The sequence below is a fragment of the Bacillus sp. TE8-1 genome, assembly GCF_008368855.1.
In the GTDB taxonomy this organism is placed as follows: Bacteria; Bacillota; Bacilli; order Bacillales; family Bacillaceae_G; genus Bacillus_A; species Bacillus_A cereus.
Map to the genome: position 1 here is coordinate 222,658 of NZ_QPET01000001.1, position 16,606 is coordinate 239,263.

Genomic DNA, 16,606 nt, shown 5'->3' on the forward strand with positions numbered 1-16,606 from the left:
TACGTTTGATATAATTACTGTAGTAGTATTACAGTAATAGCCTGTGTATATAATAAAAGAAGAGATGCGCTAACATCTCTTCTAATAACTGCTACCGTCAGGGTGGTGGTTATATCATTTATTTTTTACGAAACCCACCCTTTTGCTTTGGACGGCGACGAGGAGTGGGTTTTTTGTTATCTTTTTCTAAAATTTGTTTCCTAAAAACATACGCAGAAACTTCACGTACAATGGCTTTCACAAATTCTTTTAGAAGCTCAAACAAAAACTCCATAGGTATATCACCCCCTTTCCTTCCAAATGGAAAGAAGGGATAACCAATCACCCTCACAATATACAGTTAATCCTATTCTATCATACTAGTACAATCTCACCAATATAAAAAAGACCACCATTACTGGCAGTCCTTTTTGGGTAGTTTTAGAAATCAAATTATAACATATTAATATATAAATTATAAATATATTTTTCCAAAAGATACTATAAGTTTTTATAATTCTTGATTTCTAAATTTTCCTATAAGGATTAACAAATAACATTAAAATTATCAATCCACTAGATTATTAGAAAAAACTGGTTATCTTTATAATTATTTAGTAAAATATGGATATGTTTTAAGAGAGTAAAGTTAGTATAGATTAACTAAGTACTGCTAAGAAAATATTTTATTGCATAAAAAAAGGCTCCATTGCTGGAGCACTCAAAATAAACAAACGAATTAAAACAAGAAACAGACAATTTAATTATATAGATAATATATAAATGAATCTATATATGTAAAAGTACATATAAAAACTCTATTTATTGATGCTATAATAGATTTACTCGATGATTGTTATATTTTTTATGGTTTTAAGCAATACAATACCTTCTTAACACCAAGTGTACAAGTAAAAGAAGAGATCTTAATCGATGTCTTCTTTTCTTATATAATAACAACGTAATAAAATTAAGATGGTTCAAATCGGACAAAGGCACCTTTGGGTGTCTTTTCTTTATAAGGGATAATCCTATACAAAGAAAAAAGCCTCAGATATTGAGGCTTTTCATAAAAACTTATTTTATTACCCTTCCTTCGTAGTAACCGCCACCGTCTTCTTTTTTCCATTTAAAATACCACTGTATTTTTCCGTGACAAGTCATTTCAGTATATGTGTTTGCATAATTTCCACCTGGGTTATAAATAGTTTGTGCATATTTACCATTACCAATATAATCAGGACAGGAATACGCCATCGTTAGGCTTTTTGAATTTGTTGTATCTTCAACACTCGCTGACGCAGCCCCAATTCCTCCTGTTAATGCAATACCAGTTGCTAATGCTCCTACTACTAATTTCTTGAACATAATAAATCCCCCTTAATATTTTTTATAACTTGCACCTTAAATGTATCACTTTTCTTGTTTTTGTAAATATTTTGAATTTGTAGAAATATTTATTTGAATCTTATTAATATTGGTAATTTATTTTATCAAATGGAAAATAGAGGGATTTTAATGGGTATGTAAAAATGCATAATAAATGAACCAAATATTATGATATATTCTCAAAGAGCTGATACAAAACTTCTTTAGATTGAAAAACTAAAGTCTTATCTACCCAATTGTGGGGGCGCCTTATGGCGTCTTTTTTTATAAGAACCCCCCAAGCATGCATACACTTGAGGGCTTATCAATTGAAAGGTTGAACTGTTTGAAATTCCTTAAATTAAGAACAAAGCGGGATTATTCCTAAACCAATTAATAGAGCTGCAGCAAACGCTGGAATTGGCACAGGGATCTCGATACTTTCTACAACTAAGAAGTATTGTCCACTTACTACTTTAAAATAAACTAATTGCATTAATTAAAAGGTTTAGTGCCTACTTCTTGGAAATTGATCGTGTAGCACTCTTTCTCGTAATTCACTATGTTTTCCAAAGAAAATAGTGAAAGGCAAGGCGATGAATACATTTACAAAATGACAAAACTGTAAGAATACACGAATGTTTGTAAGAAAGTTCGATGTTTTCCTTTTTCTTTTTTTATTATAGTGAAAAAGAAGGACGAAATATTCTCTTATGTAGGAAAGGAAGATAATAATGATTGATCTATTAAATAAATGGATGTTAGAAAGTACAGGCAATTTCAATATCGTTGTAGGACCTACAGCACTTCTATTTTTGGGTTCAGTAATTGCACTTATTATTATTTACAAAAAAATTGGTAAACCAGATGAAAGAACAAATGCTATTTATTTAAAAATTACTTCTCGTATGTTTACTATTCAAATCCTAATGAATGCTATATTTATTTCTTTAGTTGGTAAAGATATTGAGAATTTCCGTCAAATCTTTATATTATTTGAAGCTTTTGTATTCTTTATTGGAGCTATCTATTCGTTTAAATTATATAGACAGGAATACAAATAATTCACTTGCAAGAAACAATAAAAAAACAGTAGTGTATAAAAAAAATCACTACTGTTTTTTATTATGTATCTTCGAAAGTAAACTTTTGAATATTTGTTTACTTTCAAATCATTAATTTTATTGGTTTCATTGCACTTTACTCGTTTCCTCCAAAATCACTAACGAAAGTATACATTCAAAACATGATAAATAAAGAGATTAAAATAACCGTAATCAAAAATGAAAAAGCTAGATTCATGCTAGCTTTTTTACATAATTCCCGTTAACGGTAGTCAATGTATCTATAAGTCTACAGTTATTCGTTTCTGAAATCGTATGTATCCTCAGGAACATTTAACGTATGTCCATTAATGATTACTGTATCATTGTCTTTCCATACAATCTTTGCCGTATCTTCTCGGTAATTCCAATACACATTCTTTGTCTTGAAATATTCACGATGATTAAATACTAACTCTCCCCTAACAGCAAAACTTGTTGTTGCTCCGCCATTTGTTACATAAGCTTTAAATGTATATGTTCCGTCAGGAGATTGTTTTTCAGCAATCTTTTCACCTATAGGTAGTCGATCCATACTGAAGAATGCCCAATACACTCCGTATACGAACAAACCAGCTATACAAAATAATATAATTAACACTTTTTGTTTGGTTTTCTTAATTTCTTTCTCTGCAAAATTCATGTTTTAGCTCCTATTAATGATTTTTATAGCAAATCACTTCTGTTTGGAGGTAAGGTCAATCTTTGTTTTGTTTTTCTAACAGTTGAATTACCCTATCTAACTTTTGCTCAACTGGATTTTGCTTTTTGCGATTGCTGGTATGTTGAATTATACGTATAATCCCGCCAAACAGTGCACCGATGATTACTAAAATCATAATAACTCCTATGTAATACATAGAGTTTTCTAAAGGCATTATTTAGAACCTCCTTTTCCCCTATTTTACCATTTAAAAGAACTGATATGTTGTTTGATTTTGGTTGTATATTCTATACATGGTTGGTTAACATAACGTCCTATTATCGTTAGCGAAGAAAAAAGTGCTCCCTTAATCTCAGAAGGGATTCGCCTTTTTCTTTTTCTATGACTCTATGCATCTTTTTATACATTCCTATTCTAGAGCGCCTTTTGGCTTCCCTATAGTTCCCGATGTTCCCCTATTTTTTGCATAAAACTTTGTATACTCTTAGCGTATTTTTTTCCAAAATGCTGGCGGTACCCATCTTCAGGTGAAGCGCCTTAGATTATCTTTCCCTTATTTTCAAAAGGACCTGCTCATTTAATCCATAAAAACATAAAGTAATTTGAATCCATTAAAATACATGAGTGACTCCTTATTTTTCTCCTACTCTTTAAAGGAGGAATTATTATGGGCTTTGGTGGTAGCTGCGGTGGTGGCTGTGGCTTTGCAGGAGGATTTGCTTTATTAGTTGTATTATTTATTTTATTAATTATTGTTGGAGCTTCTTGCTTCTGCTAAAAACTATGGGAAAAGACACTCTTATTTGGGTGTCTTTTCTTTTTTCTCAATTTAAGAGCTATAAAGATATGCTATGGTTTTAATAGAAATTCCCTTTTGTGCAATGAGATAAAAATACCCAACAAAAAACCCACCTATTTCCGTAGGTGGGCCTTATCTTTATTACACAATACCAAATTATACTCTCATTTTTTCATAAACTTTATGCAATTATACATATTCATAAAAATTACACCAAATAAATATTACATATAGTAACATATAAATTGTGGATACATTCTATAAAGCAGATTCTTTTGAAAGGCGTAACATATCGATAATTATAAAAGGTGTGGCGTCACTCTAATACTGATCTCAAATCTCTTGTACTTTGTGAACTAACAATCTGGTGTATATTGACGATTCTGTTTTATAGGATGTGTTTACACGTATAACAAAGGGATAATACGGATGGGTTTATACTAAATGAACGTGGTTCAAGTTAGAGGAAGGCACCTTAGGGTGTCTTTTTTTATAGGAGCCCGCCAAATCACCTTCAACAAAAAAATAAGCGCCCCCAAAACGAAAAAGATGAGCTATCTTCTCAAAGTAACTACCTGTAGAGAAAGAAGATTTCCGTTTAGGGGAGACTTTAAAATCTTAGCTTGATAGCGATGTGGTGCTAATCCAATATTAACTTTATACCAAATGAGTATTAGTCCAAATTACATGTGCTATCACACTCGTATCGTTTCTTGTCACATCAATATGGAATTGATCTTTTGCTTTTATATGGCATTTTTGTTTTGCTGCAGTGCTGAAATGTATTTCGTATTTTCCATCAATGTTTACTATCTCTATATCCTTCCACATGGTGTTCTTTTGAAAACCGGTACCGAGTGCTTTTACTGATGCTTCCTTGATGCACCACATGATTGAATAGTTGATGTAACTCTCTTTTGCCCACATTACTTCTTGTTCCGTGAATAATTTTTGCAGTATCTTTTTATTTTTCCATCTTTCAATCTCTGTAATATCTATACCAATCCCTTTAATCATTAAGGGCAACTTTCTTACTTGAACTTGCTGGTTTTGAATTAGCAATGTATACCCCAATTAGTACAAATATCATACCAATTACTTCTTTCCAACTCATGACTGATCCATAGAGCACTACAGAAATTAAAGTCGTCACGATTGGTGTAAGATTTAGATACATACTCGCTTTACTTGCACCGATTTGCTCTACACCTTTGTTAAAAATAATATATCCAACAAGCGTACCGCATACAACCATATAAAACATTTCTAACCAGCTTTGTGCAGACATACTTGGTACTTTGTCCCAGCCACCTTCATATAAGGAAGAGATTGCTAGAAAAACAGAACCCATAACAGTCATAATCGTAGTTGCAAATAAAGGCGAAACATCTTTCATAACAGCTTTACCTACTAAACCATAAATAACGCCACATGCTAAAGCAGCTAAAAATAGTAAATCTCCCACATTAAATGCTAAAGAGAGTAACATATCAAGTGACCCTTTTGTAATAACAATAATCACACCGATTAAAGATAGCGATAAACTGATTCCGACCTTACTGTTCCATTTTTCATTTAAAAAGAGAATAGAACCTAGTGTAACGAAGATTGGCATTGTTGCAATGATTAATGAACCATTGATTGCAGATGTATAGTGTACACCTAAAAAGAAAAGAGCATTATACCCGAAAATACCAGTTAACGCGACTAATAATAATCCTTTCCATCTTTTCTTAATAGATCCCATATCCCATTCTGCTTTAATTGTTAAATACACCATAAGGATGACACCTGCGATACCGAAACGAAGTGTAGCCGCAACTAGAGGTGGAATTTCTGTTACGACATGTTCAGCTGTTGAGAATGAACCACCCCAAAACAAAGGAACTAATAAAAGTAAGAAATAAATTTTGTTTGAATGATTTTGGTTTTGCATCTTTGTACCTCCTATTTCTTAAAAGTGCACATAACATGTTCATGCGTTCAAACTTATAAACATGTTAATTAAAAAAATTAATATCCTGCTTCAATCGCAGATACTAATTCTTTCATATAAATTACAAAATTGCTGGTTGTCAAAGAGTAATATACTTCTTTTCCATGTTTCTTTGGTCTAACCAATTCTGCCTGTTTTAGTATTTTTAAATGATGAGATACTGCAGGTCTAGAAATTGACATTTGCTCTGTTATTTGAGTTACATTTAATCCATCTGTTTTAAGTAAAATCATAATAATTTGCTGCCGATTTACATCGCCCAATGCTTGGAAAATGGGAGTCGCCAAATTAAATTGTTCGAGAATGTTTTCTCTGTTTTTGCATTCGTAATTCTCCATGATTCGCATCCTTTTTAATTAATATATTTATAATGATACCATCAGTTTGAGGTAAATGAGCTAATATTACTGATGGTATCATAACTATCTGTATGTATAAGTATATCATCTTTTACAACGATAGTTAGCAAATATAGGAATTAAAATTCAAAGATTTCTTTAGCCTCTATTAATAAACCAACTACTTTTTGACATTCTTCAATCGAGTGGCTACTTGTAACACCAATACGTAATCGGCCCTTATTTACAGGAACACCTGGAGAAATGAAAGCTGCGGTAAACAATCCTTTTTCCATCAACCATGAAGTGACGCTTGCTGTTTTTTTATCATCTCCAACTAGAACAGGGACAATTTGGCTTACAGTATCTATTGAACTACCCCCACTTTCACTTCGTTTAGAAGTGAGGGATTCCTAAGTAAAGGGTTCTATCGAACTCTAATTGATTAGGCTAACCCCGCAGTCCTTGCGGTTAGAAGCCTTATTGCTTCATTCTTTATATTGATACTTGCGTTAATATCCCTATCATGGTGCGTACGACAAGAAGGACAGTCCCATTCACGTAGGTTTAGATTTTTAACGTCTTTATTTTGATATCCACAACAAGAACATAATTGGCTGGAAGGAAATGTTTTCGATACGACAATGACTTGTTTGCCATACCATTTTGCTTTATATTCCAACTTGGTTCTAAGTTGTGACCATGATACCTCACTAATTGCTTTTGCTAACTTATGATTCTTTAACATATTCGATACTTGCAAATCCTCTATACCGATAACATCGTGGTTTTTGATGATTTCAGTTGAAATTTTGTCCAAGTAATCTTTTCTAGCATTTGATATGTATTCATGAATTCTAGCTACCTTTACTCGTTGTTTATTCCAGCAGGAAGATCCTTTCATTCTTCTAGAAAGAACACGCTGTGCTTTCGTCAACTTATCTTCTAATGATCGGAAAAACTTCGGATTTTTATAGATGGTTCCATCTGACAAAATGGCGAAATCTTTTAGTCCTACATCCATTCCAATGTAAGAACTTGTTTTCGGAAGCTCTTGTACTTCTGTTTCGACTAACAATGAAACAAAGTATCTGTCAGAAGGGTTCCGTCTAACTGTAGCATTTACAATACGCCCCTCTACTTCGCGACTTTTGGCAAATCGAACGAGGCCTAGTTTCGGCAACTTTATTTTGTCCCCTACAACGGCAATGTTTTCATTTGTTTGTTTTGTGGTATAAGATTGTACGTTGTTCTTCTTAGATTTAAAGCGCGGTGCGCTGTTCTGTTTTTTGAAAAAGCGCGTATAAGCATCTGCAAGGTTGCGAACAGACGACTGAATCGCAATACTATCCACTTCTCTTAGCCAAACAGGCTCTTTCTTCATGGCAGGTAGTTTGGCAGAACATATACCATAGGTCAAGCCTTTTCCTGTCCCTTTGTATGCGTGAACCCATAAGGATAGGAAATGATTGAATACAAATCGAGAACACCCAATTGTTTTGTTGATTAGAATTACTTGTGCTTGATTTGGATAGATACGAAACTTATAGGCTTTATTAATCATTATTTGATTCACCTCCATTTCGGTATATGACTATTATACACCAAACATATATTCGATAGGTAGTGGAGTAATACTTTCTATATGTCGAACAATTAAGATGGCTTCCTGCCATCCCTTGTTCGAAGCCAATTCACCTCCCACCTATTCACTGGACTGTGACCCTTCACGCTCCTTGAGGAAGGAGTCTTCTTGGCTAAAATGATAAAATCATGTATGCCTTTAGTGTGGTTTTTTCCGAAATATTGGCGATGCCCTTTATTGATGTCATAAATGCTCCTGAAGCGCATTTATTTAATATGTGATAAGTATTTTTGGGAGGTGACGTATGTCAAAAGGAACGGAATTTGACTTACATGAGACCCTTTATGGAGCTGCATTAGATCCAAGTTTAATCGGTCCCACATTACCATCTATTCCACCATTTACATTACCAACAGGGCCGACGGGTCCCACTGGGACTACAGGAGTAACCGGACCGACTGGAGCAACGGGTCCCACTGGGGCTACAGGAATTACTGGGCCGACGGGTCCCACTGGGGCTACAGGAATTACTGGGCCGACGGGTCCCACTGGGGCTACAGGGGAAACCGGAGCAGGATTTACGCCAGTCTTCGGGTCATTAATCACCGATCCGTCGGCAGGCCATGCAGCTATAATGAACACAAATGTTGATTTTGACATTATAGGGCCTTTTAGTGGTGTTATACCAGATATAACTGACAATTCAATTACCATTAATAGTTCAGGGGTGTATAATATATCCTTTTCAACAGGAATAAGTGCAGGAACTATGAGCGGCGGCGGCGGTTTTGTTGGTTTTCTGCTCACTATAAACGGAATCGCTCAATTCAGTACACAAATACAGTATGCAATAGGAAATACAGGGACTGGAGTACTTGATCAATTATCTAGGACTGACCAATTATTATTAAATCAAGGTGATGTTCTTCGAATACGTATTAATGCTGGTAGTCAAGTTACCTATTTTACTGCTTCATTTGTGGTTACAAAGGTTAATTAATAACAAAGAGAGCCAATCGGCTCTCTTGTTATGTTTGGCATAAATATGTGATGTATATTTATCGTTTTCCGACAGAAGACTCCTTCCTCAAAAGTGTGAAGGTGTGAAACACCAATTTTAGGTGAGAACTGAATGCCGGTTGGCATAAGCCAACATGTTTGCTACCATATACTTGTACAGATTGCTCTTTGCAAACTGAAGATATGAGGTTGGTTGCAGAAAAACGTTGCAACCGTAAAGTCCTCAACGTTCTTTCGCCCCACATTTGCTGAAGTTGCGAAAACCAAGCTAAAGTAGGAAGCGTGGTGAGTCAACGTACAAGATACTTATGTTTTCACCGTAGGGACTACGGACAGGGCCTGCTAAGATAACTATTGGATACATCGGTGTTCGCAGGAATCTCCCACTTCAAACAATCCGTAAGGACATTAAGTGGTGAGTAGTTCAAGTTAAGATGATCTGTTTCCATCTTAATAACAAATAAATTATAAGATATCCATTTTCCTTTCATATTTACCTTAAAACAATCCATTCATAGCTAGCCCACTCTTTTGGTTTTTTATCGTACTTAATACGACCAGTCGTACAGAATGAAGCAATCATCCATTGAATGAGGTTCATCTTGGCATATGGATCAATACAATCGTCTATTTTTTTCAATTGATAGCCTGTGCTATTTTTCTGCCAAATTGTATATAAACGAAAATGTGTTGTCGTAACAAGTCTAGCTTTTGTTGTAACTTGCCATTTTGCAATTTTCGTTAAATCCTCTTTGACTTTTCTATCATACTCTTGTTTTATGACTTTATAACTCTTATCTTTATTAATTAATCCATTAGAAAATGAAAAAGGCATTTGATGCACCTCATAGACAGTTCCTTCTTCATCTCCTAAAATGTTTGATTCTACTAGAAATATATTTTTTAGTTTTAATTGCTCCGTTAATTCTTTTCCGCTCCGATAAAAAGGTTTTTTTATCTTCTGAAGCAGAACAACCTGTACAATTAATCCGATAAGTAACGGATAGGCTAGTATAAACACCATATTAATGAACATATTTGCAATAAGTACCCCTACTAGTGCGAATATCGTGAAATAAATATATGTTTCTCTTTGATGAATGATTCTACTATTCAAGCTAACATACCTCCGTTTTGATAGATAGTGAACGCAACATACACAATTGCTCCTAATAAAATAGAACAAGCCCCTGGAAAGCTTTGTATCAGCTTGATTTCTTTTTTTGGTAGTTTTGCCCCAAATATAGAAGCAGCATGCTCCAATTGGTCTTTAATCGCTCCTACAAACCCTAAAATTTTAATTAATCGATACACACTAGCAATCCAAAAGAATAGCAAATGGAAAGCTGTTAATGTAATGGCGGTAAGCATAGCCGATTCTTCTACTACATTGCTAACATATAAACCTACCACCACAAGCATTTTGGTATCACCAGGTGAAGAAAATTTAAATGTCTCTAGCAATAAACCACACACTAAGGCCATGACTAGTACAATTGCAATCTCTTTCCCTGTTCTTATTCCGGAAAAATACGTGATTCCTATCCCCAATATTAAGAATAGTAGATGCCACATATTCTTTGTTTTTCTATATTTCAAATCAGTAAATACATTTATGAACATATAACTTAGTAATAATCCCACAATATACAGACCCATTTTCTTTACTCCCCTCTTAATTTCATAAAAAATGCTGTGTAAAAAAGGGAACCACTTTTAGAGTAGCCCCCTCTTTTATTTTTATATTTATTTTTTGTTCCAAGAATCAACATCTGCATTACTTGATGCTTTTGTAAATCTTGCCAGGATCGTATCATAACCACCTTGGATTGCCTTCCATACAAATGGGCCAATTACTAATACGATAATGACCGCCAGAGCAATTAACATACCGTTTTCTGATGATAATTGTGAGTCTTCGTTTTTTAACCAACTTTTCATTTTTGCTAACATTTCAATTCGTCTCCTTTATATATCGATTTTAAGAATCTACTAAAATTAGAACTTATCTATTTAAATCTTTTATTACTTATTCCAAGAATTTACGTCTGCATTGCTTGATGCTTTTGTGAATCGAGCTAGAATCGTATCATAACCACCTTGGATTGCTTTCCATACAAACGGGCCAATTACTAATACGATAATCACCGCCAAGGCAATTAACATACCGTTTTCTGATGATAATTGCGAATCCTCATTTTTTAACCAATTTTTCATTTTTGCTAACATGATTGAATCTCCCTTATCCATTTATTTGAGCTATACGTAATAAACATCATTCATCTAAATCTTCTATTACTTGTTCCAAGAATTCACATCTGCATTGCTTGATGCTTTTGTGAATCGTGCCAGGATCGTATCATAACCACCTTGGATTGCTTTCCATACAAACGGGCCAATCACTAATACGATAATGACTGCCAAGGCGATTAACATACCATTTTCTGATGATAATTGTGAGTCTTCATTTTTTAACCAATTCTTCATTTTCGTTAACATATATCTTGCTCCTTTACCTATTCCATTTTTGATAATGTCTTCTATAAGCTTGCAAATCCTTGCATTAAAGATTGAATAACAATCACCATTGGATAAATCACAATACATCCAATAACTGCGACGTTAAATTTATTCATTTCCATTGGCTTATTTTGAATGAGACGGTTATAGTTTTCATGTTTTAACTCGCGCAGCATTTTAATTTGTGCGTCCATAATACGAAGACTCTGTACCTTGTCCGTTTTTTGCGCTTGTTGCAATGCAATCGTAAAGGTATTTACTTCTGGACTATTTAAAGCAGCAGCAAAGTTTCTAAATGGTTGATCCGAACCCGCATACATTTCTAATTCCGCTGTAAGTGTAGATACATACGGTCGAAGATGTCTTCCAGCATATATCTGCGCCTTTTTTACTGCTTCTAATGTTGTATGTGTTTTTAACAACTGCAGCAGTGGAATTAGATACTCTGGTAATTCAAACTTCCTAGTTTCTATCGCCTGCTTGATTCTTCTCTTTAATAGATAATCAGGATAGAAATAAAGCAGTGGTGAAATCAAAACACCCACTTTAAATAAGTAGTAATCATGAAATACCGTACATATCAAGAAAACCGAGGTAAAAATGACGGGATACGCAACCTTCATTTTCAAATATTCTTCTGGTTTCGTATCCAAACCAGCTTCTTCTAATTTCTTCTGGATCTGCTCTTTCTTTTCTTCTGTCAGATACTTATGTGATAACGACTGGAAGGGAGCGAGCATCATTTGATTTAAATTCTTTTTTTCAATTCGTTTTGCATTTTCTACATAGTTTGTAAGTAGGCTACCGCTGTCTTTTTTACTTTGTAGAAAGGTAGAGAATACCCAGTACATGACAACGAATACCACTAAAGCTAAAATCGTAGCCACTTTATTCCCCTCTTTCTGTTGGATTATAATTTGCAATCTTTTCTACACGGATTGCTAAGAAAAATACAATGAACATATTTACCGCTAATGTAATTTTCCCCATCATAGAACCTGCTAAAAATCCATATGCTTCTTTTGACATCAACATAATCACAATCGGCATGGCAATCACGATTAAGCAGTTCTGTACAAACGCACGTTGTGCTTGTGACAAACTAGAACGTAATCTTGCCAGATATAGCTTTTGTTTTTCGAAATCTTCTGCAATATCTAATAAGACTTGTACTGAATTCGCCCCGCCTTCTTGACTACACACTTCCAACATTTCATGGAAGAAAACCAATTCTCTAAAATTAAAAGTTTCATTGAATCCTTTAAATGCACGGTGCATTGTAGTTCCACCTTCTAATAAAAGAGAAACTTTTTCTATTTCTTCTTGAATACTCTCATGCATCATTGGCTTTACTTGTACTAACACGCGTTTAGCGTTATTACTAATTTGAAGCGCATTCGCTACTGCCTTCATATAAATAGAGAGATGGTCAATGACAACCAAGTAGTAACGTTTTTTTCTTCGATAGAGAAGAAATCTTGGAACTAAAAATCCACATAAAGCAGAAATCAGCGTAAAAGGATCTCTTCCAAAGGAAAAGTAGAATATTGCTGCTATACTCATTCCGGAAAGAATCGTATATACCCAGTACATGCTTTTCGTCAATTTCCACTCGTACTTTTGGGCTTCTTGGATAACAGATTGTGGCAGATATATTCGTATGCCTTTAATATTTCTTAATTCCAAGCGCTTTCTTCTTTCTCATTTTCTTGTACAAATTGTGAAAGAGCAGAACCTTTAGATTTCGCAAAAAGTAAAACAAGCAATACTACACTAATAAAGATTAATAATATACATCCATAAGCTAACAAACTATGCATACTGCACCTCCTGTTGTGAAAGGAATGGTGCATAAAGAGCTGGGTTTACAGAAGAAGAACGGAATTTCCTCTCCATTTCGGCTGACATTCTTGCTGTAATTTTATGCTGGCCATGAATCTTTCCTACTCTTTCATTCATTTCATCATGTTCCTCGTATGTCGGAATAAACTGAGAAAGTCGATTAAATTGTATATCGCCTTGATAATCCAATAATTCAATCATCTCTGTAATATAACGATTCCCATCATCTTTCTTTTCGAAAAAGACAATCACATCAAATGTCTGTGAAATTAATTCATATAAATACTGAGCACCAATATTCGCACCACTTTGTAGACACATAAGCATTAAACGTCTTACTGCTTCTTTTGCACTTCTTGCATGGACAGAGGTAGAACCAGAGTGTCCCGTTTGGAAGAAGTTAATCATTTTCAGGGCTTCTCCCCCCCTTGATTCCCCTACAAGTAATCTCTTTAGTCCTTGACGTAAAGCATTTGTTAACAATCTATCAAAATCAATTGCATTTTCTTCAACTTCGGATGCCCTACATTGCATCGGAACAAAATGATACTCTGGAAATATGCGATGTAAATAGAGTTCAGGATTATCTTCCACTACAAGAGTACGTTCATTCTTTGGTATATGAGAAGCAAGGTACTTCATAAACTCCGTTTTCCCTGTTCCTGTTGCTCCAGCAATTAAAATATTCATTTTGGCTTTCACAGCTGCCGCCAAAAAGTCCAACATCTCTTTCGATGCTTGATTTGTAGATAACATACGTTCTTCTGAGGCACGAAGATGATCTGCATTCTTACGAATAGTAATTGTTGTACCAAGTCCAGCAATCTCATCTAAGGCGATATTGATACGAATGTAAGGGAACACGCAGTCGACAGATGGCTTTGCTGTATTAAGTGATTCTGACGTACTGTTTACCATCTTATAAGCTAAGGCTTTTACATCTTCTTCAGCTTCATATCGATACTTGTACTTGCATTCTCCCTCACCAATTTTTTCGTATATAATCTCTTTTACGCCATTGATATAAATATCTGTTACATCTTTATCATCAATCAGAGGTTGAATAATTCCAAATCCCACAATATCGTCACACACCATGTTCAGTAACTGTTCAGAAGGCACTTCTGAAATGACGACTTGATTACTTAATAAAAAACTTTTGATGATTTGCTCTACAGCTGCTTTTTTTTCCTTATTCATAAAAGATTCACTTAAGATATCACGATGTTCTTTAACTAAAAATGCACGAATTTCATCTGTTATATCTTTAATTTGTTGAGCTGTAGTTGTTCCTAACTTTCGAGCTGATTTGGAACGAATCATATAACCAAAATGATATAAATCAACTCGATTTCGCTTTAAGGCGACTTGTTTTCCCTGTAAATAGCCCCACATACTACTCCCTCCCTTTTAATTTCGTAAACCAAAGAGACCCTTTTTCATAGAGGATGTATGCTGGGTTGGAATATCAAGACCAGCTGCTTCCATAATGTGATGGACCTTTGTATTAATTTGCGGGGAACCAAACTGCATCCCCCATTCATAACTTGTACGATCCCTGTCATACGGAATTGTCACCGCAATTTTTTGTGAAGAAAGCTTTTCAATATCTTCTACATAATCCTCATCTCCCATATTTAAAACATGAATCATACGAGGCAATGTTAGCTTTGCTTCTTCTAGTAGTTGTAATTCTCTTTTAATCGCTATTGCACCACGAGGGTTGCCATTTAACACATGAACAACAAGGTCTGATTGGTATAGGATTGGATAACTCAGAACCTCAGATAATTCAGTTGGTACTGATAGAATGATAAAATCGTATTCTGTACCTACAAGTGATTCTATAAATGTAGTTACAAACAGTTCTTTGTTTTGAATCTCTGGGAATTGAGCTAAGTTATAACCTGATGGAAACACCAGAAAATCCATCTTATCATGCAATTTTTGCATCAACCTTGGATTCACTTTTTTCTCTAATAAATCTTGCTTGGTACAAATATACTGTGAGAGATTGTATTCATTTTCTTTTCCCACAAGCTCTAAGATGTTTTTACTATCGTGGCTCAGACCAGTTCCAACTGCAAAGCTTGGTCTTACTTGGTCTGCTTCAACATAAAGCACCTTTTTCCCTAAATGAGCTAATTCATTTGCCATTGCAATACTTAATGTGCTTTTCCCTACATTTTCGTTTGTTGCATAAAAGGCAATGATTCTTCCTTGCCGCTCCATCTTAATAACCCCTTTCTTACTTGGATTCGTTCAGATACTGTGCTACATACTCTTTTACATTTTTAGAAATTGGATTAGTCGAATGCTTCTCTACATAGTCTAAAATGTTCTTTTGATCAGATATTTGTGAGAATCCTTCAGCTGGTTCTAATTCTTTCCCTGTTTGTTCCACCTTTTGCCCAACTGCAACAGGAATGACATCTCCAAGTGTTTTTGCACGATTTAAGTATTGAAGTTGTTCAGGTGAAACAGCCAGTGTGTATAATCGCGTTACTTTCGGCTTTTGTTTTCCTTCTTGTTCCTCTTTTGATTCTTTCTTTTCTAGCACAAATGCATCTTCTGTGTTGCTATCTTTTGCAGCCGTCACGCGTACACGTTGGAACAGACCACCAAAGACAACCTTCTCATTGTCTCCTTCTTTCACAACTTGTTTGAAATACAAGTCCACATACGTATTTGGGATAATACTATTCCCTGAACTTGTTTCCAAATCAACGAGTAACGGGAAAGCAACTTCTCCATCTTTCAAATTTAAAATAGCAGAGTCCGGTAACTCCTCTTTCTTTACTACTTTATTTTTAAAGAGATAACTATTTTCTATAATTGGCTGCCCATCATTTGTCCACTTACCTACAACCTCTTTTTTATTTACACGTAATGCATTTGGGGGAATCGCATCACCAGGTAAAGTTCGTTCCACTAGCATATCTTCTTTAATTTCTGTATGCGCAGGTATATCCTTTGCGGCTACAACAATCTTTGTTGGTTTTACAGCATTTTCTACTGCGAAATGATTGTATCCATAGATACCCGCTACTGTTGCAGCGGCTAGACCTACCGCAACAATCTGCTTCTTTTGAAACTTAGATGGCTTCAATGTTTGTATTCCTCCTTATGTAGCCTTTAAACGCAAAAAAGGACACACCTATGGCATAATGCGCCTTAGGTGTGTCCTTTTAGCTAATCTAAAGTCTATATGAAAATGTTGGATTTGATTTCTTTAATATTACAATTTCAATATTATGATATATAGAGTTATATGTCAATCATTTCTAAAAAAATTATTTTTTTCACCATTCTAAAGCTCTAATTCTAAAAATAAAAAAAGCCTCAAAACGTTGTCATATGAATGTTTTTAAGCCATTAATCAGCTCATAAAT

General features: G+C 34.6%; 21 protein-coding genes and 1 pseudogene. 3 read left to right on the forward strand and 19 right to left on the reverse strand.

Annotated elements, in window-relative coordinates:
• Window positions 1–118: 118 nt before the first annotated feature.
• Entirely contained in the window at window positions 119–274 is a 156-nt protein-coding gene (locus DN404_RS30400) for a hypothetical protein (RefSeq protein WP_000394762.1), read from the reverse strand.
• Between the two features lie 782 nt (window positions 275–1,056).
• Window positions 1,057–1,347: a hypothetical protein gene (locus DN404_RS01160; protein ID WP_149214634.1), complete on the reverse strand. Its 291-nt coding sequence runs from the start codon at window positions 1,345–1,347 to the stop codon at window positions 1,057–1,059.
• Window positions 1,348–2,081: 734 nt separating this feature from the next.
• Here DN404_RS01160 and DN404_RS01170 point away from each other — a divergent pair.
• Entirely contained in the window at window positions 2,082–2,411 is a 330-nt protein-coding gene (locus DN404_RS01170) for a 6-aminohexanoate hydrolase (protein WP_149214635.1), read from the forward strand.
• A 295-nt stretch (window positions 2,412–2,706) separates the two neighbouring features.
• Here DN404_RS01170 and DN404_RS01175 read toward each other — a convergent pair whose 3' ends face one another.
• Both DN404_RS01175 and DN404_RS01180 read right to left on the reverse strand, forming a co-directional pair.
• The gene (locus DN404_RS01175) at window positions 2,707–3,093 is read right to left on the reverse strand and encodes a DUF5412 domain-containing protein (protein ID WP_044307115.1); all 387 of its coding nucleotides are present in this window, start codon (window positions 3,091–3,093) and stop codon (window positions 2,707–2,709) included.
• A gap of 55 nt (window positions 3,094–3,148) precedes the next feature.
• Window positions 3,149–3,328 (reverse strand): DUF4083 family protein, encoded by a 180-nt coding sequence (locus tag DN404_RS01180; protein WP_149214636.1) that lies wholly within the window; start codon window positions 3,326–3,328, stop codon window positions 3,149–3,151.
• A 453-nt stretch (window positions 3,329–3,781) separates the two neighbouring features.
• Between DN404_RS01180 and DN404_RS01185 the strand changes: the two genes are divergently transcribed.
• Window positions 3,782–3,892 (forward strand): YjcZ family sporulation protein, encoded by a 111-nt coding sequence (locus DN404_RS01185; RefSeq protein WP_000505681.1) that lies wholly within the window; start codon window positions 3,782–3,784, stop codon window positions 3,890–3,892.
• 678 nt (window positions 3,893–4,570) lie between these two features.
• On the opposite strand, the gene DN404_RS01190 is transcribed toward DN404_RS01185, so the two are convergent.
• The 5 genes from DN404_RS01190 to tnpB form a co-directional block, all read right to left on the reverse strand.
• Window positions 4,571–4,930, reverse strand: a complete 360-nt coding sequence (locus DN404_RS01190) for a holo-ACP synthase (RefSeq protein WP_044306990.1) — start codon at window positions 4,928–4,930, stop codon at window positions 4,571–4,573.
• Entirely contained in the window at window positions 4,923–5,849 is a 927-nt protein-coding gene (locus DN404_RS01195; RefSeq protein ID WP_071741321.1) for a DMT family transporter, read from the reverse strand. The genes DN404_RS01190 and DN404_RS01195 overlap by 8 nt, the downstream gene beginning before the upstream one ends.
• A 77-nt stretch (window positions 5,850–5,926) precedes the next feature.
• Window positions 5,927–6,247 carry an ArsR/SmtB family transcription factor gene (locus tag DN404_RS01200; protein ID WP_044306992.1) on the reverse strand — a complete coding sequence of 107 codons (321 nt, stop codon included), beginning with the start codon at window positions 6,245–6,247 and terminating at the stop codon, window positions 5,927–5,929.
• Between the two features lie 140 nt (window positions 6,248–6,387).
• The gene (locus DN404_RS30850) at window positions 6,388–6,543 is read right to left on the reverse strand and encodes a hypothetical protein (protein ID WP_255444859.1); all 156 of its coding nucleotides are present in this window, start codon (window positions 6,541–6,543) and stop codon (window positions 6,388–6,390) included.
• 149 nt (window positions 6,544–6,692) lie between these two features.
• The gene (tnpB, locus tag DN404_RS01210) at window positions 6,693–7,811 is read right to left on the reverse strand and encodes an IS200/IS605 family element RNA-guided endonuclease TnpB (protein WP_149214637.1); all 1,119 of its coding nucleotides are present in this window, start codon (window positions 7,809–7,811) and stop codon (window positions 6,693–6,695) included.
• Between the two features lie 325 nt (window positions 7,812–8,136).
• Here tnpB and DN404_RS01220 point away from each other — a divergent pair, with 325 nt between their 5' ends.
• Window positions 8,137–8,832, forward strand: coding sequence for an exosporium leader peptide-containing protein (locus tag DN404_RS01220; RefSeq protein ID WP_149214638.1), 696 nt, complete (start codon window positions 8,137–8,139; stop codon window positions 8,830–8,832).
• A gap of 513 nt (window positions 8,833–9,345) precedes the next feature.
• Here the strand turns inward: DN404_RS01220 and DN404_RS01230 are convergent.
• From DN404_RS01230 to cpaB, 10 genes and pseudogenes are all read right to left on the reverse strand, one after another.
• Window positions 9,346–9,969 carry a hypothetical protein gene (locus DN404_RS01230; RefSeq protein ID WP_149214639.1) on the reverse strand — a complete coding sequence of 208 codons (624 nt, stop codon included), beginning with the start codon at window positions 9,967–9,969 and terminating at the stop codon, window positions 9,346–9,348.
• Complete coding sequence (locus tag DN404_RS01235) at window positions 9,966–10,511, reverse strand: hypothetical protein (protein WP_149214640.1); 546 nt, start codon at window positions 10,509–10,511, stop codon at window positions 9,966–9,968. Before DN404_RS01235 ends, DN404_RS01230 begins: the two co-directional genes overlap by 4 nt.
• Window positions 10,512–10,598: 87 nt before the next feature.
• The gene (locus tag DN404_RS01240) at window positions 10,599–10,805 is read right to left on the reverse strand and encodes a hypothetical protein (protein ID WP_000879960.1); all 207 of its coding nucleotides are present in this window, start codon (window positions 10,803–10,805) and stop codon (window positions 10,599–10,601) included.
• 72 nt (window positions 10,806–10,877) lie between these two features.
• Complete coding sequence (locus tag DN404_RS01245) at window positions 10,878–11,102, reverse strand: hypothetical protein (protein ID WP_002063280.1); 225 nt, start codon at window positions 11,100–11,102, stop codon at window positions 10,878–10,880.
• A 45-nt stretch (window positions 11,103–11,147) separates the two neighbouring features.
• The gene (locus DN404_RS01250; protein WP_000956353.1) at window positions 11,148–11,351 is read right to left on the reverse strand and encodes a hypothetical protein; all 204 of its coding nucleotides are present in this window, start codon (window positions 11,349–11,351) and stop codon (window positions 11,148–11,150) included.
• A gap of 41 nt (window positions 11,352–11,392) precedes the next feature.
• Window positions 11,393–12,259: a hypothetical protein gene (locus DN404_RS01255; protein ID WP_149214641.1), complete on the reverse strand. Its 867-nt coding sequence runs from the start codon at window positions 12,257–12,259 to the stop codon at window positions 11,393–11,395.
• A gap of 1 nt (window position 12,260) precedes the next feature.
• Window positions 12,261–13,192 (reverse strand): annotated as a pseudogene (locus tag DN404_RS01260) (hypothetical protein).
• Window positions 13,185–14,609: a TadA family conjugal transfer-associated ATPase gene (locus tag DN404_RS01265; protein ID WP_149214642.1), complete on the reverse strand. Its 1,425-nt coding sequence runs from the start codon at window positions 14,607–14,609 to the stop codon at window positions 13,185–13,187. The pseudogene DN404_RS01260 and the gene DN404_RS01265 overlap by 8 nt, the downstream one beginning before the upstream one ends.
• 15 nt (window positions 14,610–14,624) lie before the next feature.
• Window positions 14,625–15,446: a CpaE/TadZ family protein gene (locus DN404_RS01270; protein ID WP_149214643.1), complete on the reverse strand. Its 822-nt coding sequence runs from the start codon at window positions 15,444–15,446 to the stop codon at window positions 14,625–14,627.
• 16 nt (window positions 15,447–15,462) lie between these two features.
• Window positions 15,463–16,323, reverse strand: coding sequence for a Flp pilus assembly protein CpaB (cpaB, locus tag DN404_RS01275; RefSeq protein WP_149214644.1), 861 nt, complete (start codon window positions 16,321–16,323; stop codon window positions 15,463–15,465).
• Window positions 16,324–16,606 lie beyond the last annotated feature (283 nt).

Excerpts from the sequence above, each read along its gene's own strand:
- DN404_RS30400 (WP_000394762.1), bottom strand. The coding sequence starts at position 274 with ATGGAGTTTTTGTTTGAGCTTCTAAAAGAATTTGTGAAAGCCATTGTA.
- DN404_RS01160 (WP_149214634.1), bottom strand. The coding sequence starts at position 1,347 with ATGTTCAAGAAATTAGTAGTAGGAGCATTAGCAACTGGTATTGCATTA.
- DN404_RS01170 (WP_149214635.1), top strand. The coding sequence starts at position 2,082 with ATGATTGATCTATTAAATAAATGGATGTTAGAAAGTACAGGCAATTTC.
- DN404_RS01175 (WP_044307115.1), bottom strand. The coding sequence starts at position 3,093 with ATGAATTTTGCAGAGAAAGAAATTAAGAAAACCAAACAAAAAGTGTTA.
- DN404_RS01180 (WP_149214636.1), bottom strand. The coding sequence starts at position 3,328 with ATGCCTTTAGAAAACTCTATGTATTACATAGGAGTTATTATGATTTTA.
- DN404_RS01185 (WP_000505681.1), top strand. The coding sequence starts at position 3,782 with ATGGGCTTTGGTGGTAGCTGCGGTGGTGGCTGTGGCTTTGCAGGAGGA.
- DN404_RS01190 (WP_044306990.1), bottom strand. The coding sequence starts at position 4,930 with ATGATTAAAGGGATTGGTATAGATATTACAGAGATTGAAAGATGGAAA.
- DN404_RS01195 (WP_071741321.1), bottom strand. The coding sequence starts at position 5,849 with ATGCAAAACCAAAATCATTCAAACAAAATTTATTTCTTACTTTTATTA.
- DN404_RS01200 (WP_044306992.1), bottom strand. The coding sequence starts at position 6,247 with ATGGAGAATTACGAATGCAAAAACAGAGAAAACATTCTCGAACAATTT.
- DN404_RS30850 (WP_255444859.1), bottom strand. The coding sequence starts at position 6,543 with ATGGAAAAAGGATTGTTTACCGCAGCTTTCATTTCTCCAGGTGTTCCT.
- tnpB (WP_149214637.1), bottom strand. The coding sequence starts at position 7,811 with ATGATTAATAAAGCCTATAAGTTTCGTATCTATCCAAATCAAGCACAA.
- DN404_RS01220 (WP_149214638.1), top strand. The coding sequence starts at position 8,137 with ATGTCAAAAGGAACGGAATTTGACTTACATGAGACCCTTTATGGAGCT.
- DN404_RS01235 (WP_149214640.1), bottom strand. The coding sequence starts at position 10,511 with ATGGGTCTGTATATTGTGGGATTATTACTAAGTTATATGTTCATAAAT.
- DN404_RS01240 (WP_000879960.1), bottom strand. The coding sequence starts at position 10,805 with ATGTTAGCAAAAATGAAAAGTTGGTTAAAAAACGAAGACTCACAATTA.
- DN404_RS01245 (WP_002063280.1), bottom strand. The coding sequence starts at position 11,102 with ATGGATAAGGGAGATTCAATCATGTTAGCAAAAATGAAAAATTGGTTA.
- DN404_RS01250 (WP_000956353.1), bottom strand. The coding sequence starts at position 11,351 with ATGTTAACGAAAATGAAGAATTGGTTAAAAAATGAAGACTCACAATTA.
- DN404_RS01265 (WP_149214642.1), bottom strand. The coding sequence starts at position 14,609 with ATGTGGGGCTATTTACAGGGAAAACAAGTCGCCTTAAAGCGAAATCGA.
- DN404_RS01270 (WP_149214643.1), bottom strand. The coding sequence starts at position 15,446 with ATGGAGCGGCAAGGAAGAATCATTGCCTTTTATGCAACAAACGAAAAT.